Annotated in this window: 14 protein-coding genes; 6 read left to right on the top strand and 8 right to left on the bottom strand. The window is 68.0% G+C overall.

The window, feature by feature from the left end; all coding sequences use genetic code 11:
• Positions 1-271 precede the first annotated feature (271 nt).
• The 3 genes from ACSFCA_RS15635 to ACSFCA_RS15625 are packed head-to-tail and all read left to right on the top strand — an operon-like array spanning position 272 to position 3,140.
• On the top strand, positions 272-1,315 hold the full coding sequence (locus ACSFCA_RS15635) for an SAM-dependent methyltransferase (protein WP_435460102.1): 1,044 nt from the start codon (positions 272-274) through the stop codon (positions 1,313-1,315).
• On the top strand, positions 1,312-2,115 hold the full coding sequence (locus ACSFCA_RS15630) for a DUF1295 domain-containing protein (RefSeq protein WP_258353710.1): 804 nt from the start codon (positions 1,312-1,314) through the stop codon (positions 2,113-2,115). Before ACSFCA_RS15635 ends, ACSFCA_RS15630 begins: the two co-directional genes overlap by 4 nt.
• Positions 2,116-2,138: 23 nt before the next feature.
• A complete protein-coding gene (locus ACSFCA_RS15625) occupies positions 2,139-3,140 on the top strand; it encodes an alpha/beta fold hydrolase (RefSeq protein WP_435460101.1) in 1,002 nt (333 codons plus the stop codon).
• Between the two features lie 9 nt (positions 3,141-3,149).
• Here the strand turns inward: ACSFCA_RS15625 and ACSFCA_RS15620 are convergent, their stop codons facing one another.
• The 3 genes from ACSFCA_RS15620 to ACSFCA_RS15610 all read right to left on the bottom strand — a co-directional run bounded on the left by ACSFCA_RS15620 (position 3,150) and on the right by ACSFCA_RS15610 (position 7,454).
• Positions 3,150-6,200: an autotransporter outer membrane beta-barrel domain-containing protein gene (locus ACSFCA_RS15620; protein ID WP_435460100.1), complete on the bottom strand. Its 3,051-nt coding sequence runs from the start codon at positions 6,198-6,200 to the stop codon at positions 3,150-3,152.
• 322 nt (positions 6,201-6,522) lie between these two features.
• The gene (locus ACSFCA_RS15615; protein WP_435460099.1) at positions 6,523-7,161 is read right to left on the bottom strand and encodes a LysE family translocator; all 639 of its coding nucleotides are present in this window, start codon (positions 7,159-7,161) and stop codon (positions 6,523-6,525) included.
• Positions 7,149-7,454 (bottom strand): DUF2917 domain-containing protein, encoded by a 306-nt coding sequence (locus ACSFCA_RS15610; RefSeq protein ID WP_435476979.1) that lies wholly within the window; start codon positions 7,452-7,454, stop codon positions 7,149-7,151. Before ACSFCA_RS15610 ends, ACSFCA_RS15615 begins: the two co-directional genes overlap by 13 nt.
• A gap of 152 nt (positions 7,455-7,606) precedes the next feature.
• On the opposite strand from ACSFCA_RS15610, the gene ACSFCA_RS15605 reads away from it, so the two are divergent.
• On the top strand, positions 7,607-9,061 hold the full coding sequence (locus tag ACSFCA_RS15605) for an aminotransferase-like domain-containing protein (RefSeq protein WP_435460097.1): 1,455 nt from the start codon (positions 7,607-7,609) through the stop codon (positions 9,059-9,061).
• Here the strand turns inward: ACSFCA_RS15605 and ACSFCA_RS15600 are convergent.
• Complete coding sequence (locus ACSFCA_RS15600) at positions 9,047-9,724, bottom strand: TetR/AcrR family transcriptional regulator (RefSeq protein WP_435460096.1); 678 nt, start codon at positions 9,722-9,724, stop codon at positions 9,047-9,049. The two genes, ACSFCA_RS15605 and ACSFCA_RS15600, sit on opposite strands and share 15 nt — an antisense overlap.
• An 82-nt stretch (positions 9,725-9,806) precedes the next feature.
• Here ACSFCA_RS15600 and ACSFCA_RS15595 point away from each other — a divergent pair, with 82 nt between their 5' ends.
• On the top strand, positions 9,807-10,472 hold the full coding sequence (locus tag ACSFCA_RS15595; protein ID WP_435460095.1) for an O-methyltransferase: 666 nt from the start codon (positions 9,807-9,809) through the stop codon (positions 10,470-10,472).
• Between the two features lie 149 nt (positions 10,473-10,621).
• Entirely contained in the window at positions 10,622-11,830 is a 1,209-nt protein-coding gene (locus tag ACSFCA_RS15590; RefSeq protein ID WP_435460094.1) for an MFS transporter, read from the top strand.
• Here ACSFCA_RS15590 and ACSFCA_RS15585 read toward each other — a convergent pair.
• From ACSFCA_RS15585 to ACSFCA_RS15570, 4 genes are read right to left on the bottom strand one after another with little or no spacing between them, the layout of a single operon-like run.
• Complete coding sequence (locus ACSFCA_RS15585; RefSeq protein WP_435460093.1) at positions 11,793-12,134, bottom strand: hypothetical protein; 342 nt, start codon at positions 12,132-12,134, stop codon at positions 11,793-11,795. The genes ACSFCA_RS15590 and ACSFCA_RS15585 overlap by 38 nt on opposite strands.
• A gap of 36 nt (positions 12,135-12,170) precedes the next feature.
• Entirely contained in the window at positions 12,171-13,478 is a 1,308-nt protein-coding gene (locus ACSFCA_RS15580; RefSeq protein WP_097198582.1) for a c-type cytochrome, read from the bottom strand.
• Entirely contained in the window at positions 13,475-15,841 is a 2,367-nt protein-coding gene (locus tag ACSFCA_RS15575; RefSeq protein WP_435460092.1) for a xanthine dehydrogenase family protein molybdopterin-binding subunit, read from the bottom strand. The genes ACSFCA_RS15580 and ACSFCA_RS15575 overlap by 4 nt, the downstream gene beginning before the upstream one ends.
• Entirely contained in the window at positions 15,736-16,239 is a 504-nt protein-coding gene (locus tag ACSFCA_RS15570; RefSeq protein WP_258353721.1) for a (2Fe-2S)-binding protein, read from the bottom strand. Before ACSFCA_RS15570 ends, ACSFCA_RS15575 begins: the two co-directional genes overlap by 106 nt.
• Positions 16,240-16,361 lie beyond the last annotated feature (122 nt).

The raw sequence follows: 16,361 nt of genomic DNA, 5'->3' as shown, positions 1-16,361 counted from the left end.
CTCGCCTCCGCCGGGCGGGCGGTTCTTGTTGGCAGCCACATTTTGAGACACAACACGATGAGTACTGGCGTCGATGGGAACACGAGACGCTTTGCGCGATCTGGAGGGAAGGTCTGTAATCAGGCTGAAGTGAAAGTTCGAAGCCCGATCCCGAGCGACCGCTCTTGGTACTGAAGTCCACAATTGGCAAGGGCTCATCCAAAATCCATCCCGCCGCGTACAGGCATGTACGACACGCGCACCGACGTGCCCGCCAACGAGGAACCCGCACATGCCGCAGGACATCGCATTCGCCATCCGCTGGGTCGAAAAGGGCCTGGTGCCCGACACTGTCGTCCGCCAGGGCATCCGCCGCCTGCTGAAAGACCGGCTCACCGAACTGCACGCTGGCAACGCCCTGGCAGTGGCCGAGCTGACGCAAGACTTCGTCGCTCGCATGGGCGCGGCGAACCTGGCGCCCCTGCCCGAAAAAGCCAACGAACAGCACTACGAAGTCCCCGCCGCCTTCTTCGCCGAGGTGCTGGGCAATCACCGCAAGTACAGCAGCTGCTACTGGCCCGAGGGCACCCGCACGCTGGAGCAGGCCGAGTCCGCCGCGCTGGCCGCCACCTGCGAGCGCGCCGGCCTGGGCAATGGGCAAGACGTGCTGGAGCTGGGCTGCGGCTGGGGTTCGCTCACGCTGTGGATGGCCGAGCGCTATCCGGGCAGCCGGATCACGGCGCTGTCGAACTCGAATTCGCAGCGCGAGTACATCGAGACGCAGGCGGCGCAGCGGGGGCTGGGCAATGTGCGCGTGCTGACGCGCGACATCAACGTCTTCGACACCGACGAGCGCTTCGACCGGGTGGTGTCCGTCGAAATGTTCGAGCACCTGCGCAACTGGCCGCAGGCTTTTGCCAACGTGGCGCGCTGGCTCAAGCCCGGAGGGCGCTTCTTCATGCATGTGTTTGCCCATCGCGAGGCGCCGTATCCCTTCGAGGTGCGTGACCCCAGCGACTGGATGAGCAAGTATTTTTTCTCCGGCGGCATGATGCCCAGCGACGATCTGGCGCTGCACTGCCAGGACGACTTGCGGCTGCTGCGCCGCTGGCGTTGGGAAGGCAGCCACTACCAGCGCACGGCCGAGGCCTGGCTGCGCAACATGGACGAGCGTCGTGACGCGCTGCGTCCGTTGTTCCAGGCCACGTACGGCGCCGAGGCCAATGTGTGGTGGACGCGCTGGCGGCTGTTCTTCATGTCGGTGGCTGAGCTGTTCGGCTTCGACCATGGGCAGCGCTGGTGGGTGAGCCACTATCTTTTCGAGCGCAGGGCATGAGTGGCGTAACGGAAGTAGCGATTGCGGGCCTGGCATGGACCGTATCGCTGGCGCTGCTGACGTGGGTGGTGAGCCTCGTGCGGCACGACGCGAGCCTTGTCGATCGCATGTGGCCGGTCTTCATCGTGGGCGCGGGTCTCGTGTATTTCGCGCTGCTGCCGGTGCAGACGGTGCGCGGGTTGTGGATGGCGGTGCTTGGCGCAGCGTGGGCTGTGCGGCTGTGCCTGTACATCACCTGGCGCAACTGGGGCCACGGCGAAGACCGGCGCTACCAGGCGATTCGCGCGCGCAATCAGCCGAACTTCGGCTTCAGGAGCCTGTATCTCGTGTTCGCCTTGCAGGCGGTGCTGGCGTGGATCGTCTCCGCGCCGTTTCTGCCGGGCATGGCGGCGGCGCGGCCGCTGGGAGTGTTCGACGCAGTGGGCGCGGCGCTGGCGCTGTTCGGCATCTTCTTCGAGGCCATCGGCGATGCGCAGATGGCGCGCTTCAGGGCCGACCCGAAGAATGCAGGCCAGGTAATGGACCGCGGCCTGTGGCGCCACACGCGGCATCCCAACTACTTCGGTGAGGCCTGTGTCTGGTGGGGCATCTGGCTGATGGCCATGGGCGGGGCAGGGTGGAGCGGCGCGTGGAGCGTGGTGTCGCCGCTGCTCATGACGTGGCTGCTGCTCAAGGTCTCGGGCGTGCGCATGCTCGAGGCCGACATCGGAGAGCGTCGCCCCGCATACCGCGAGTACGTCGCGCGCACCAATGCCTTTGTTCCGGGGCCGGTGCGGCGGTGGCACTATCCGGATCAGTGAAGCCTTCGTTCAAAAGCCTCGTGATGCGCATCGTCCTCTGGAGCACGGCAATCGTCGTGCTGGTCGTTCTCGTGGGCGTGGTGTATGAGCAGGTCGGCCGCTACCGCGCGGCGCGCGACTTTCCCGCGCCGGGGAAGATGGTCGACATCGGCGGGCGAAAAATCCAGCTGGACTGCCGGGGCTCCGGCTCACCCACCGTCGTGTTCGAGGCAGGGCTGAGCGTTGACGGTTCGTTGAGCTGGTCGGCTGTGCAGTCGAAGATCGCGGCGCACACGCGTGCATGCTCGTACAGCCGCGCAGGCTTGATGTGGAGCGACGCTTCGGATGCGCCCTATAGCGCCAGGCAAGTGGCGCAAGACCTTCACGAGGCCTTGACCCGTGCGGGCGAGCACGGCCCCTTCGTGCTGGTCGGCCAGTCGCTGGGCGGCCTTTATGCGACGAGCTTCACGAAGTACTTCGGCGCGGAGGTGGCGGGGCTGGTTCTTGTCGATCCCTCGCATCCGGACCAGGTCGCGCGTGTCGCGGCCTTCATGACGGAAACGCGGTCGCTGCGCTCCCGCATCGCAGTGTGGCTTGCGTGGTCTGGCCTGCTGCGCGCGGCGGCCCCTTCGTTGCTGCCGCAGGCGCCGAACCAGACGGCGCGCGATGCACAGGCGGTTCGTTCCTTTGCGCCGAAGTCGATGGTCACGCAACTGGCGGAGAGCGATGCGACCGATGCGTCGCTCGCAGAAGCCGGTGTCTTCCGGAGTCTGGGCAACCGGCCGCTGGTGGTGCTCACCGCGATGGCGCCTTACACCGAGGCGGAACTGCGGGGAATGAGGATCACGCCCGAGCAGGGCAAACAGGTGCAGGCCATCTGGGAGAAGCTGCACGAGGACATGGCGACATGGTCCTCGCGAAGCACGCACCGGCTGTTGCCGAACGCAGGGCACGACATCCAGTTCGACGACCCGGCTGCGGTGATCGACGCAGTGCTCTCAGTCGTCGAAACGGTCCGTGCGGACCGCGACAACGGGTCGCACTGACGCCGCGCCTCACCAGCGGATCTTCACGCCCACGCTGCCGTTGACTCCGCTCTTCGTGCGCGTCGCGCCGCCCGAGTCCCACAGCTTGCCCAGTTCCGCATACACGCTGGTGCTTGGCGTCAGCTGCAGCGTGGCGCCCACCGCGAGCTCGGTGCTCGTGCCGCCCGTGCGGGTGGCGATGTCGGTGTACGCGGCCGGGCCGATGAAGCGGCTGACGTCGGTGCCGCTGCTGCTGCGGTAGACATTGGCCCGCACATAGGGCTGCAGCAGGCCGGCGGAAGTGGCGATCTCGCCCTTGACCCGCACGCCCGCGCGCGCCAGCCAGCCGTTGTGGCTGTCTTGTTGCACCAGTGCGCCCGTGATGCTGCCGTCGTCGAGGTTCACGCGCTGGTGCACCAGCTGCAACTGGGGCTCGATGGTCCAGCCCGGGGCAATGCTGAAGGCCTGGCCGACCTCGATGGAGGCCAGCAGGCTGCTGCCCTTGCCGGAACTGCCGAAGCCCAGCGTGGGCGACACGGTGTAGCGGTGGCGCCCGGCCTGCAGCACGCCGTCGACATACAGGCCGCTGTCGTTTTTCCAGGTGGCGTAGGCGCCCAGGTACTGGCTGCGCAGGTCGTTGGAGCCGGCTGCGTAGTTCACGATGCCGCGTGCGAAGCCGGTCACGCTCATGTCGCCGTCGAGCTGCCCGACGTAGACGCCAGCGCGCCAGTTGGCATCGGCCCACAGGTCGGTGCCGGCCTGAAAGCCCGTAAGGCGCCCCTTGCTTGTGGGGCTGACGGTGCCGCTCTGGCTGATGGTGCGGTCGGTGCTGATGATGCGGGCCCAGGCCTGGCGGTAGCCTTGGTCGGGGCTGGCGGTGTTGGCTCCGGCCGTGCCGTCGTCGCCCACGCGCTGGTGCATGTTGCCCAGCATCGCCAGGTTGGACTGGCGGAACTGCTCGGGCAGCGCGGCGTAGAGCGGCACTTCGGTGCGGTAGGTGGGCACGGTCACGCCGCCACCACCGCCGCTTCCGCCACCGCTGGCTGGTGGAACGACGGTGGCAGTGGAGCGCAAGTACCAGTTCTCGCCCGCGCCACTTGCGTCGGCGGCGTACAGCCGGTACTCGTAGGCGCCGGCATCGACGTGGCCTCCTGCCAGGGCGAAGGCGCTCTTCGTGGTCTGGGCGGTGGTCGTGGCCCCGTTCAGCGCGCTGACGACTTCGATGCCGCTGCCGCTGGTCAGCGCGCCCAGGCCTCCCAAGTTGGTGATCTGCACGTTGGTCGTGCCGCTCGCAATGGCGGTGCTGCCGCTGAGGATCAGCCGGTCGCTCGCGCTGCTGCTGTCGCCCAGCGCGGTGCCAAGGCGCAGCGTGCCGCCGCTGCCCACCCATGGGCCGGTGACAGTGAGGGTGGTGCCGGGTGCGGTGCCCACCAGCGAGACGGTGCCGCCGTTGGTCATCGACGCGATGGTCTGGCTCCGGCCGGCCAGGTCGAGCGTGGCGCCCGATGCGACCGTGAAGGCGCTGGCGCTGCTCAGGGTGTTGGCCGCACCGGCGCGCAAGGTGCCGGCGGTAACGTTGGTGGCGCCGGTGTAGATGTTGGCGCCAGCCAGGGTCAGGGTGCCCGCGCCGCTCTTCACCAGATCGCCGGCACCCGAGATCGGGCCCGACCAGCCCATGTCGTGGCCGTTGGTGTTGATGGTGCCTGTGCCGCCCAGCAGAAGGGCATTGCTCAGGCTCAGGCCGTCGGCGCCGGCAATCACGCTGGCGGTGGCGCCGCTGTCGATGGCAACGGCGCCCGTGAGTGCCGCGCCGGCGTTCAGCGTCAGGCTGTTGCTGCCCCCGGTAAATTCCACTGCCGACGCACGGGTGAGGCCGTCGCCGGCCAGTCCGCCCGAGATGGCGCCACTGTTGGCGATGGTGAGGTTGGCACCCATCACGCCGACGCCGCCCACGCCGTTGGCACCGCTCGCGCCTCCGTTGCTGTTGGCTCCACCGGTGCTGCCGGCCCCGCCCGCGATAGTGCCGCTGTTGGTGATCGTTGCGCTGGCGCCTGTGGCCCACAGGCCGATGCCACCGTCGCCGCCGGCCCCCGGTGCACCGGTGCCGCCCGCGCCGCCGCCACCGGCTCCGCCTGCACCCCCTGCGCCACCAGTGACCGTGCCCGTGTTTGTCACCGACACCGCGCTGCCGGCCAGCGTTATGCCGTTGCCGCCGGCCCCGCCGCCGCCGCCCGATGCATTGCTGCGCGCCGGCAGCAGTTCCGATCCACCAGTGCCGCCTGCACCACCCGCAATGGTGCCGCTGTTGGTGAACGTGAGCCCCGATGTCGTGGCGTTCAGGAAGAACCCGCCGCCGCCACTGCCGCCGCCGCCACCCTGCGAGAAGGCATTGCCGCCGTTGCCGCCCACGCCGCCCGTGGAACTGCCGGAGGCCGTGTAGTTGCCGGTGGGCCCGATGAGGATGGAGCCGAAGCCGCCCGCGCCGCCGCCGCCAGCAGCCCAATAGCCGTTGCCGCCCAGGCCGCCGGTGCCGCCGGTGTAGCTGTTGGAAGAGGAGGTAACTGCGCTGCCGATCGTGGAGCCCTGGAAGCCGCCGCCGCCACCACCGCCATATCCGTTGCCGTTGGCAGCGTCGCCGGTCTGCGATTGGCCCGCGCCGCCGTTGTCGCCCTGCAGCACGCCAGGGCTGACGACGTTGCTGGTCGTGCCCGCCGCGCCGCCCGTGCCCGCGGTGGCGCCGGCGAAGGAGCCGATGTTGGCTGTGGAGCCTGCCGTAACGCCGGCATCGGTCGACGATCCGCCGGCTCCGCCGTTCGCACCCACCGTGGTGTCGTTGAGCCCGCCGCTGCCACCGCTGCCGTTGCTGCCGCCCGCGCCGGCGTGCAGCGAAGGGTCGCCGACGGGCTGGCCGCCAGCGCCGCCGGCAGCCATCGCAGGCCCGGCGCCCAGGAGCAGCACCGCTACGGCGACGGCCCCCAGTTCGCCCAGTCTGGCTGACCGTGCGTGGCCGCGAGATGTTTCAGGAGCGGCTACCCAAGTGCCGAGCGTTGGATTCCAGAGGGTGCGAAAAATCTTGTTCATGACTTCAATTTGTTCGTTTGTTGTTACCTGACAGGCAGGCTCCCGTGCACAGGTGCGCTCTCTCTTGCACCTGCGCGTTCCGTCGTTTTCCATTTACAAGTCAAAAATGTAAGTACGCGTACACGCTGGCGATATGCCTGAAAGCGGGTACCCCCTGAGGGAGTGATTGGCGAGGAACGGGAGCACCAGGCCCGTCCCGAGGCTGCGTACTGAGGCCTACGGCACTACAGGCGCAGCGCCGCCTGACGCAGCTCTACCCTGAACTGCGTCTGAAAGTAACCAATGATTCGCGGCGGATACAAAGATCCGGCCGCAAGGTGAGCTAAGCGCCCGGCCTTTGGGAGATCGCCAGGCGCGCGGCCAGGCCGGCCAGCACCGAGCCCATCGCATAGCGCTGCACGGCCAGCCAATGCGGGTTGTGCTTGAACCATCCGGCAATGCGGGAGGCAGACATAGCCATGGTCAGCAGCACGACAAAGCTGATCGCGAGCTGCGTGGCGCCGAGGATCAGGCTCTGCGCGAACAAGGAGCCGTGCTCCGGCGAAATGAACTGCGGGAACAGCGAGAGATAGAAGAACGCGACCTTCGGATTCAGCAGGTTCGTCAAGAGTCCCATGACGAAGAGTTTCCGGGGCGAGTCATGCGGCAGCTGCCGCCCCTGAAACGGCGAGCGCGCTCCTGGCCGCACGGCTTGCCAGGCCAGGTACGCCAGGTACACCGCGCCCGCCCACTTCAGCAGCTCGTACGCCAGCGGCACGGTCACGAACAGTGCCGAGAGGCCCAGTGCGGCCGCCATCATGTGCGCGATGAATCCGGCGAGCACGCCGAGCAGCGAAACAAAACCGGCCTGTCGTCCCTGGCAGATCGACCGCGAGATCAGATACACCATGTTGGGCCCGGGCGTGATGGCCAGCAGAACCACCGCACCGGCAAAGATCGCCAGATCGGTCAGGGGGACCATGGCAGCCTCCGTGCGGAAGATGTGGTGACGATGCGCAGCACCGCAGCACTTGCGCCATCGCTCTGGACCACGACGGGTCCGTTGTGATGCAGCAGCAGCGATTCGCCACTGGCGACGAAGTAGTCGTCGAGGTCGTCGGGTTCGGTGAGCCACACGCGGCCGCTCGTCACTTCGAGGCGTGCGCCGGCGCGGTGGCGCAGCGTGCGCGCCTCGCCGATGGGTAGCGTCATGAGGGACGGGGCGGAAGCGTTGTGGCGTGTTCCGGACGATGGGGTGTGAGTGAGTGTGTTCATGGACTCGACAGTACGGATCGGGTGTCGAGTCGCACAGCCACAGGCATTCGCCATCTGGAGTGGTACAGACCGGGCGCAGCCGCATCTGTGCCAGTCGCGGCGGCCGTCATCTGTACCTGTCGGGCCGCGTTGGTGCGGTACAGAATGCGGTCATGCCCGAGCACGACCACGCCGAGATGCTGTACCTGCAGATCGCCGAATCGATCGCCATGCCGATCCGTGCCGGCACGCTCGCGCGGGGCGAGCGCATTCCGTCGGTGCGCGAGCTGGCGCGCCATCACAGCGTCTCGCTGGGCACTGTGGTGCAGGCCTATCGCATGCTGGAGGACTCGCGCCTGATCGTGGCCCGGCCGCGCTCGGGCTACTTCGTCGCGGCGCGCCCGCCGAGGCCGCCCGAGCCCGAAGCCTCCAACCCGCCCCCGGACTCCATGGCGGTGGACGTCAGCTCGCTCGCGGCGCGCGTGATGCAGCTGGCGCACGATCCGGGTTACGTCTCTTTCGGCGCTGTATGCCCGAGCCCGGACCTGTTCGCCGAGGAGCGCGTGCGCCGCGCCGTCAGCCGCGCCGTGCAGCGCCACCGCGCAACGCTCACCCAGTACACCATCGGCTCCGGCGACGAGAGCCTGCGCCGCGCGGTCGCGCGCCACGCGCTGCGCATGGGCTGCCAGCTCGACGCGCGCGACGTCATCGTGACGAACAGCTGCCTCGAATCGATTGCGCTGTGCCTGCGGGCCGTGACGACGCCGGGCGACGTGGTCGCGCTCGAATCGCCGACGCTCTTCAGCTTTCTGGAGATCCTCGAAGACCTGCACCTGCGCGCGCTCGAGATACCGACGCATCCGCGCACCGGGCTCTCGCTGAACGCGCTGCGGCTGGCTTTCGACACCCAGCCGGTGAAGGCCGTGCTCGCCGTGCCCACGCTTTCGAACCCGATGGGCGCGAGCATGCCCACTGCCGAGCGTCGGCGCCTCGCGCAGATGGTTGCCGAGCGGGGCATCCCGCTGATCGAGGACGTGATCTACAACGACCTCGCCGAGCAGGACGAGCAGCGCCGCGCCGTGCGCTCGTTCGACACGACGGGGCACGTGATGCTGTGCGGCTCCTTCTCCAAGACCATTGCGCCCGGGTTGCGGCTGGGCTGGGTCGATGCGGGGCGCTGGGGCACGAAGGTGTCGCGCATGAAGCAAGTGACCAGCGGCAGCCAGTCGGCGATGCTCGAGCGCGCGATGGCCGACCTGATGACGCAGCCGGGCATCGAGGCCAACTACCGGCAGATGCGCGCGACCATCGCGGCACGCGTCGACGAGGTGCGGGGGCTGATCGCGCAGCACTTTCCGAAGGGCACGCGCGTCACCGATCCGCCGGGCGGGTTCATCCTGTGGGTCGAGCTGCCGCAAGGCGTCGATTCGCTCGCGCTGTTCCAGGCCTGCCTCGCCGAGGGCATCGTCATATCTCCGGGCACGATGTTCAGTGCCACGAATCACTTCCGCAATTGCATCCGGCTGGCGCTCGCCGGCCTCTGGGACGACGCGCATCGCCATGCGCTGCGGCGCGTGGGCGCATTGGCCGCGACGATGGTGCGGCCGGGGGATTCAACGACGCGTTGAGCGGCGCGGGCGCTTCTCTTGCCCATCTCCATGCCTGTATCCGAGGTTTTGGAGGTATGCACAGAACATGTCGGCCATGGCATCGGCATAGGCTTCGATCTCTGCGTCTGTTCGCGGGCTCTCCGAGAACTGCTTTCCCACCGCGCTGAACGTCGTCGTGATCAGGTCGCCGGCCAACGCGCGCGTGGCTTCGGAGGCGTCGGGCAGGGCCTCTTGCATGAAGGCCTGCACGGTGCGGTCTCCGGCGGCCCTGGCCTCATGCGCCTCGGGTGCGTCCCGGTAGAGCGGGGCGGCGTCGCTCAGCGCCACGCGCATTCCGGCTTCTTCGCACTCAGAGCGGATGAAGGCGTGCACCAGCATGCGCAGCCGCTCCAGCGGCGGCCTTTGTGCGTCTTCGAGGATGCTGCACAGCATCTCCGTCGTCTGCCGCCATTCGTCGCTCTGGAGGCGAAAAAGGATCGACGCCTTGTTCGGAAAATACTGATACACCGAGCCGACACTGACGCCGGCCCTCTCGGCCACTCGCGTGGTGGTGAAGCGGCTTGCGCCTTCCTTCGCCAAAACCTGAAGGGCGGCTTCGAGGATCGTGGCGACGAGCCCGGTCGAGCGGGCCTGCTTGGGCTGTCTTCTAGAGGAGATTGGTGCGCTTCTGCGTTCGGTCATCGGTGGGGCTCGCAACGCGAATAGGAAATGTGAATGTTCCTTCATATTATGAGCGCTCGTTCACTCCAACACGAAGACCCCTGTGACAACCCTGACCACAACACCGCTCGCGCCCCTGCTGGAGCGCCTGTTCGAAGAGGCCGCCGCCGCGTCGCCTGCGATGAGCTCCGCAGTCGCTGATCTCTCCAGCGAAGAGCGCACGCGCCTGATGCTCAGCAAGACCGACTACCTCGACTTCTACGCAAAGCTGAAGGACGTTCCGCTCCCCGTTTCGCGCGAGACCGGCGCGCTGCTCTACATGCTGGCGCGCAACAGCGGCGCGCGAACCATCGTCGAGTTCGGAACCTCGTTCGGCATCTCCACGCTGCATCTCGCCGCGGCTCTTCGGGACAACGGCGGCGGGCGCCTCATCACCACCGAGTTCGAGCCGTCGAAGGTGGCGCGGGCTCGCCGCAACCTGGTGGCTGGCGGCCTCGACGACCTGGTCGAAATCCGCGAGGGAGACGCGCTGCAGACGCTTGCCGCCGACCTCCCTGAATCGATCGACCTGCTGCTGCTCGATGGCGCCAAGGCGCTCTATCCCGAGATCCTGGCCTTGGTCGAGAGCCGCCTCAGGCCGGGCGCTTTCATCGTCGCCGACAACGCCGACTACAGCCCCGAGTACCTGGCGCTCGTGCGCTCGCCTGGGGCGGGCTACATGTCCACGCCGTTCGGCGGAGATGTCGAGCTGTCGATGCGGCTCGGCTGACAACAACACCAGCGCGGACACAGCGTCCGCCGTGCCAGTCGCACTGGCCGTAAGCGTCTGACGTCAAGCAACGCACTCAACGATCCTCGTCGGTCGGAGTACGTTCGCTCGCGCGCTCCGGTCGATGGAGGAAAAGCCTGGACAACACCATGACTTTCCAATCGACACAGTCGACAACAACATCGACGCGCCACCCGGCGCAGGGCCGCCTTCTGCTGCTGACGGCCATCCTTTTCATCTCCTATCTTTGCGTCGGCATGTCCCTGCCCATCGTGCCGATCTTCGTGACCGGGCAACTGGGGCTTGGCAACGTGTGGGCCGGGCTCGGTGTCGGCATTGCCTTTCTCTCCACCGTCGTCAGCCGGGCGCATGCCGGTAGCCTTTCCGACCGTCGCGGGGCCAAGGTCGCGGTGGCGCGCGGGCTGGCTTTCTATGTGGGCGGGGCGGTGGTCTCGCTGGTTGCGGGGCTGTTGCCTCAGGCGCCATGGATGACCTTCCTGGTCCTCATCGCAGGCCGACTGCTCATCGGGCTTGGCGAGAGCCTTGTCGCGGTCGGCGTGATCGGCTGGGGGATCGGTCTCGTCGGTCCCGCCCGTTCGGGCCACGTGCTGGCCCTGGTCGGCGCAGCCATCTACGGCGCTCTGGCAGTCGGCGGGCCCATCGGCTTGGCATTGCTCGACCGGTTCGGATTTGCCGGCGCGATGGGCGTCAGCGCTGTCCTGCCCTGCCTCGGGTTGCTGACGATCTGGCGCATCGCTGGCGTTGCCCCGCACTCCGGCGCCGAGCGCCCGCCGTTCTGGCGCGTGATCGGAAGGATCTGGCCGCACGGCTCCATCGTCTGCCTCCAGGGCATCGGCTTCGCCGCCATCGGGGCGTTCTTCACGCTCCATTTTCTGGACCAGCACTGGCGCTATGCCGGGCTGGGACTGACGGCCTTCGGCAGCGGATTCGTTCTGGTCCGCGTGCTCTTCGGCCACCTGCCGGATCGCGTGGGCGGCCTGCCCGTGGCGATCGGATCGCTCGCCGTCGAGACGCTCGGCCAGGTCCTGATCTGGAGCGCGGCCGATCCGGTGCTTGCCCTTGTCGGCGCGTTTCTCACTGGGCTCGGCTGCTCGATGATCTTTCCGGCCATGGGGCGCGAGGTCGTGCGCCTTGTGGAGCCGCATCTGCGAGGCTCGGCGCTGGGCGGGTTCTCGGCATTCCAGGACATCGCCTACGGCCTGACGGGTCCCGTGGCCGGGCTTCTGGCCGACCGGGCGGGTTACAGCGGCGTTTTTCTCATCGGCGCAGGTGCTGCGGCGGCGGGTCTTGTGATTGCGATCAGCCTTCGCCGAGCGCAGACAACGGCTCTACGTTGAGTTCGCAGGCCGCCTGCAACGCGGCCGCGACCTTCTCCGGCTCCAGGCGCAGTTCCGCGATGTCGCGCTCCCCGACGCAGAAGCCGTCGAGCCGCACGTAGATGCGTGAGAAGTCGCCGCCAAGCGCCCGCGCCACGTCGCTCAGGCAGTCGGCAAGCGTGGCGAAGCCGCCGTCGCGGTACGAGCTGGGCGGTATCACGCCCTTGGAGCGCGGCGCGCGAACGGAATACGCGTACGACGCGGCTTCCTTCCGAAGCTCCACCACAGGCTGCAGGCAGCGTTGAACTTCCCTGGTTCTATCCATGGCCTCAGTTTAGATGCGGCGCTGCGCCCCATCCAGCTAGCGCGTGCGCTGCTTTGCAACGAATTCCGGCGTCACCGTGCCTTGCTTGTTGCCGAACTGCGCGATGACGTAGTTGGCCAGCGCCGCGACTTCGGTGTCGGTGTAGGCCTTGCCGAACGCCGGCATGTAGACCTCCCTGTCGTGCACGTGCATCCGCACGCCCTGCAGGATCATCTGCGTGACGTTGGAGCCGTCGGGGTCGTTCACGCCGCGCGTTCCAAGCAGCGATGCGTTGGCGGTCTGCTGGCCTTGTCCGTTCCACTGGTGGCAACTCGCGCATGCCGCGGCGAAGAGCCTGAGCCCCTGCTCGTGGCCCTCGGCCGTGTTGGCCGCGGGCGCCGCCGCGCTCGCGGCCACGGCCCATGGCGCCTTCGCATCGACCTCGATCGGGTCTTTGCCGGCCTTGGCGGGCACCGTGCGCAGATAGCTCACCAGCGCCGAGGCGTCCTCCGGCTTCAGGTACTGCAGGCTGTGCTCCACAGCCTCGCCCATGGGGCCAGAGGCCGAGCCGCGGCCGTCGGCATGGCCGGTCGTGAGGTAAGAGGCGATCTCGGCGTCGCTCCATGCGCCGATGCCGTTCTTCGCGTCGGAGGTGATGTTGTAGGCGCGCCAGCCCTGGATCGATTCGCCCGCGAGGTTGTTGCCCGCATCCATCGCGAATGCGAAGTTGCGCGGCGTATGGCATTCCGCGCAGTGGCCCAGCGCCGTGGCGAGGTACTTGCCCTGGTTCCACGCAAGCGGCTTCGACGCGTCGGCCTCGAACCGGCTGCTCTTGAAGAAGGCCGCGTTCCAGAAGCCCATGGCCCAGCGCTGGTTGAACGGGAAGCCCAGGTCAGCCTCCTTGTTCGGCTGGTTCACCTTGGGCAGGCTGAAGATATAGGCCTTGATCGCGAGCACGTCGTTGCGGCTCAGCGTGGTGTACGAGGTGTACGGGAACGCCGGGTACAGGCGTTTGCCGTCGGCGCGCACACCGTCGTGCAGCGCGCGCACGAAGTCGTCGTCGCTCCATTTGCCGATGCCCGTTTCCGGGTCGGCCGTGATGTTCGACGAGTAGATCGTGCCGAAGGGCAGCACGAAGGGCAGGCCGCCTGCAAAGGGCTGCCCCTTGCCGCCGGGCACCGTGTGGCAAGCGATGCAGTCGGCAGCCTTGGTGAGGTATTCGCCGCGCACGAGCAGCGCCGCGTCGCTGGGCGCGCCGGCCAGCACCGGCGCCTCGCCCTCAGACTTGTCGGTGCGGTTCAAAAAGAAATACAGCGCCGCCCCAACGACGAACACCGCCACCAGAAATTTGAGAAGCCGCTTCATGCTGCGCTCCTTTCGCCGAGCCCGGTGGGCCCGCTGGACTCAGCACTGGCGATCTTTTTCTTCAGCGCTTCCTTGTCCTGCGCCAGCAGCGCGCGGTTCACCGGCAGCTCGCGCAGGCGCACGCCCGTGGCCGCGAAGATCGCGTTGGCCAGCGCTGGTGCGGCAATGGCCGTGCCGACTTCGCCGAGCCCGCCGGGGGCCTCGCCGCTCTTGACGGTGTGCACTTCTATCGGCGGTGCCTCGTTGATGCGCAGCATCCGGTAGTCGTGGAAGTTGCTCTGCTCGATGGCGCCTTCGCGCAGCGTGATTTCGCTGAACAGCGCCGAGCTCAGCCCGAACAGCAGCCCGCCCTGGATCTGCGCCTCGATGGAGCTCGCGTTCACCGCAATGCCGCAGTCGAGCCCGACCACCGCGCGACGCATGCGCACCTCGCCCTGCGGCGTGACCTCGGCCTCGACGATGGCGCACACGCGGCTGCCGAAGGCATCGCCCACCGCCACGCCACGCCCGACTCGCGCCGGCAGCGTGCCTTGCCCCCAGCCGATCTTGCTGGCTGCAAGGTCGAGCACCGCGAGCGTGCGCGGGTTCTTCTTCAGCATGGCGCGCCGATAGGCCACCGGGTCTTTCTTCGCGCGGTGCGCCAGCTCGTCGATGAAGCTCTCCATCACGAAGAGGTTGTGCGTCGGCCCCACGCCGCGCCACCAGCCGACGTTCAGGCCCGCCGGCATGTCGTGCCGCACCCACTCGACCTTGAGGTTCGGCAGGTCGTAGCAGGGCTCGGCAACGCACTCGATCAAATCGCCGTCCATGCCATCCTTGCCCATGAAGGCGGGAGCCCAGCGGCCCAGCACCGTGCCGCCCGAGATGCGGTCGCCGAACCAGAGGATCTGGCCCTCGCCGTCGACCACGGCCGAGATGTCGTCGTGGTACATCGGGCGCACGATGTCGTGGCGGATGTCTTCCTCGCGCGTCCACACCACCTTGAGCGGGTAGGGCACCTGCTTGGCGAAGGCCACGGCCTGCTCGACCGAATCGGTCTCCAGCCGTCGGCCGAAGCCGCCGCCCAGGTACTGGTTGTGCACCACGACCTTGTCTTCGGCCAGGCCGGTGATCTTTGCGGCGGCGCTCACGCAGCGCGTGGGCACCTGCGTGCCGACCCAGATCTCGCACTCGCCGGGCCGCACGTGCACCGTGGTGTTGAGCGGCTCCATGGTCGCGTGGGCCAGCATCGGCAGATCGTAGGTGGCCTGCACCAGCGTGCCCTCGGGCCGCTTGCCGGCTTCCTTGCCGATGATGGCCTTGTCTTTTGCCAGCGCGTTGGCCAGCGCCGCGCGCAGCTGCTGCGTGGTGAGCGCGGCGTTCTGCCCCGGCGTCCACTGGATCTTCAATGCATCGAGGCCGCGCTTCGCGGCCCAGAAATGCTCGCCCACCACGGCGACCGCGTCCTTGATGCGCAGCACGTCGATCACGCCGGGAATCGCGCGCGCCGCCTTGTCGTCCACAGAGGCCAGCACGCCGCCGAGCGTGGGGCTGGCCTTGACCGTTGCCACCTTCATGCCCGGCAGGCGCACGTCGATGCCGAACTGCGTCGTGCCGTTGACCTTGCCGGCCGAGTCGACGCGCCGCAGCGGCTGGCCGATCAGCTTGAAATCTTTCGGCTCCTTCAGCGTCACCTTTTCCGGCATCGGCAGCTTGGCAGCGGCACCGGCGAGCGCGCCGAAGCCGAGCTGCCGGTTGGATGCCGCATGGCTCACCACGCCGCGCGCAACCGTGCAGCTTGCGGGTTCGACCTTCCATTGCGCGGCGGCGGCGCTCACCAGCAGCGTGCGCGCCACAGCGCCTGCTTCGCGCAGCACGCCATAGGTGCCGCGCGTGCTGGTCGAGCCGCCGGTGATCTGCCCGCCGAGCAGCGGCATGCCGTAGAGCGCCTCGTTCGGCGGTGAATGCTCCACGCGCACCTGGTCGAGCTCGACGCCGAGTTCTTCGGCCAGCAGCATCGCCGAGCCGGTGTAGATCGCCTGGCCCATCTCGGCCATCGGCATCACGAGGCGCACGCCGCCGTCGGCATCGATGCGGATGAAGGCATTCGGTGCGAATGCCGGGTTGCCGTCGGCGAGCGCGGCGGCCGCGTCGGCCGGTTGCTGCCTGGGGTTGATCGCGGCGAAGGCCTTGCTGCCTCCGACCCAGGTGAAGGCCAGCGCAAGGCCGCCGGCCTGCAGGGCGGCGCGCCTGCTGATGCCTCCGATACCGGCGGCCTTCACGATGCGCTCCTTGCCGGCATCGCGACGACCGACTGCAGCACCTCGGCCTTGCCGGTGGCGGCCTGCTTGATGGCCGCGCGTATCCGCGAGTAGGTACAGCATCGACAGACGTTGCCCGACATGGCCAGGTCGATGTCGGCGTCGCTCGGGTTGGGCGTGCGCTGTATCAGCGCGGCCGCCGACATGATCTGGCCCGACTGGCAGTAGCCGCACTGCACCACGTCGACATCGAGCCAGGCTTTCTGGATGCTCTTGCCCGCAGGGGTCTGCGAGATGGCTTCGATGGTGGTGACGGCTTTCTTGCCTATCGAGCCGACCGGCAGCACGCATGAGCGCACCGGCTGGCCGTCGAGGTGCACGGTGCAGGCGCCGCACTGCGCGATGCCGCAACCGAACTTGGTGCCGGTAAGTCCGACGATGTCGCGCAATGCCCAGAGCAGGGGCATGTCCTCGGGCGCGTTGAGGGCAACGGACTGGCCGTTGATGTTGAGATCGATCATGGGCCCCGCCTTTTTTCTGGTTCGCCGTGGGTGGCAGCGCGAACCATAGCGCGACTTCGGAAAGCGCGCTTGGCGGACAGGGCAACGCTCAACCGGGTTACCCGGATTTCATCGACGGGCGC

Origin of the sequence: Variovorax multivorans (assembly GCF_051216835.1) — a bacterium.
Classification (GTDB): Bacteria; Pseudomonadota; Gammaproteobacteria; order Burkholderiales; family Burkholderiaceae_C; genus Variovorax.
The sequence above is the reverse complement of the archived record's forward strand: the minus strand, read 5'-3'. Positions and strand labels throughout refer to the sequence as shown.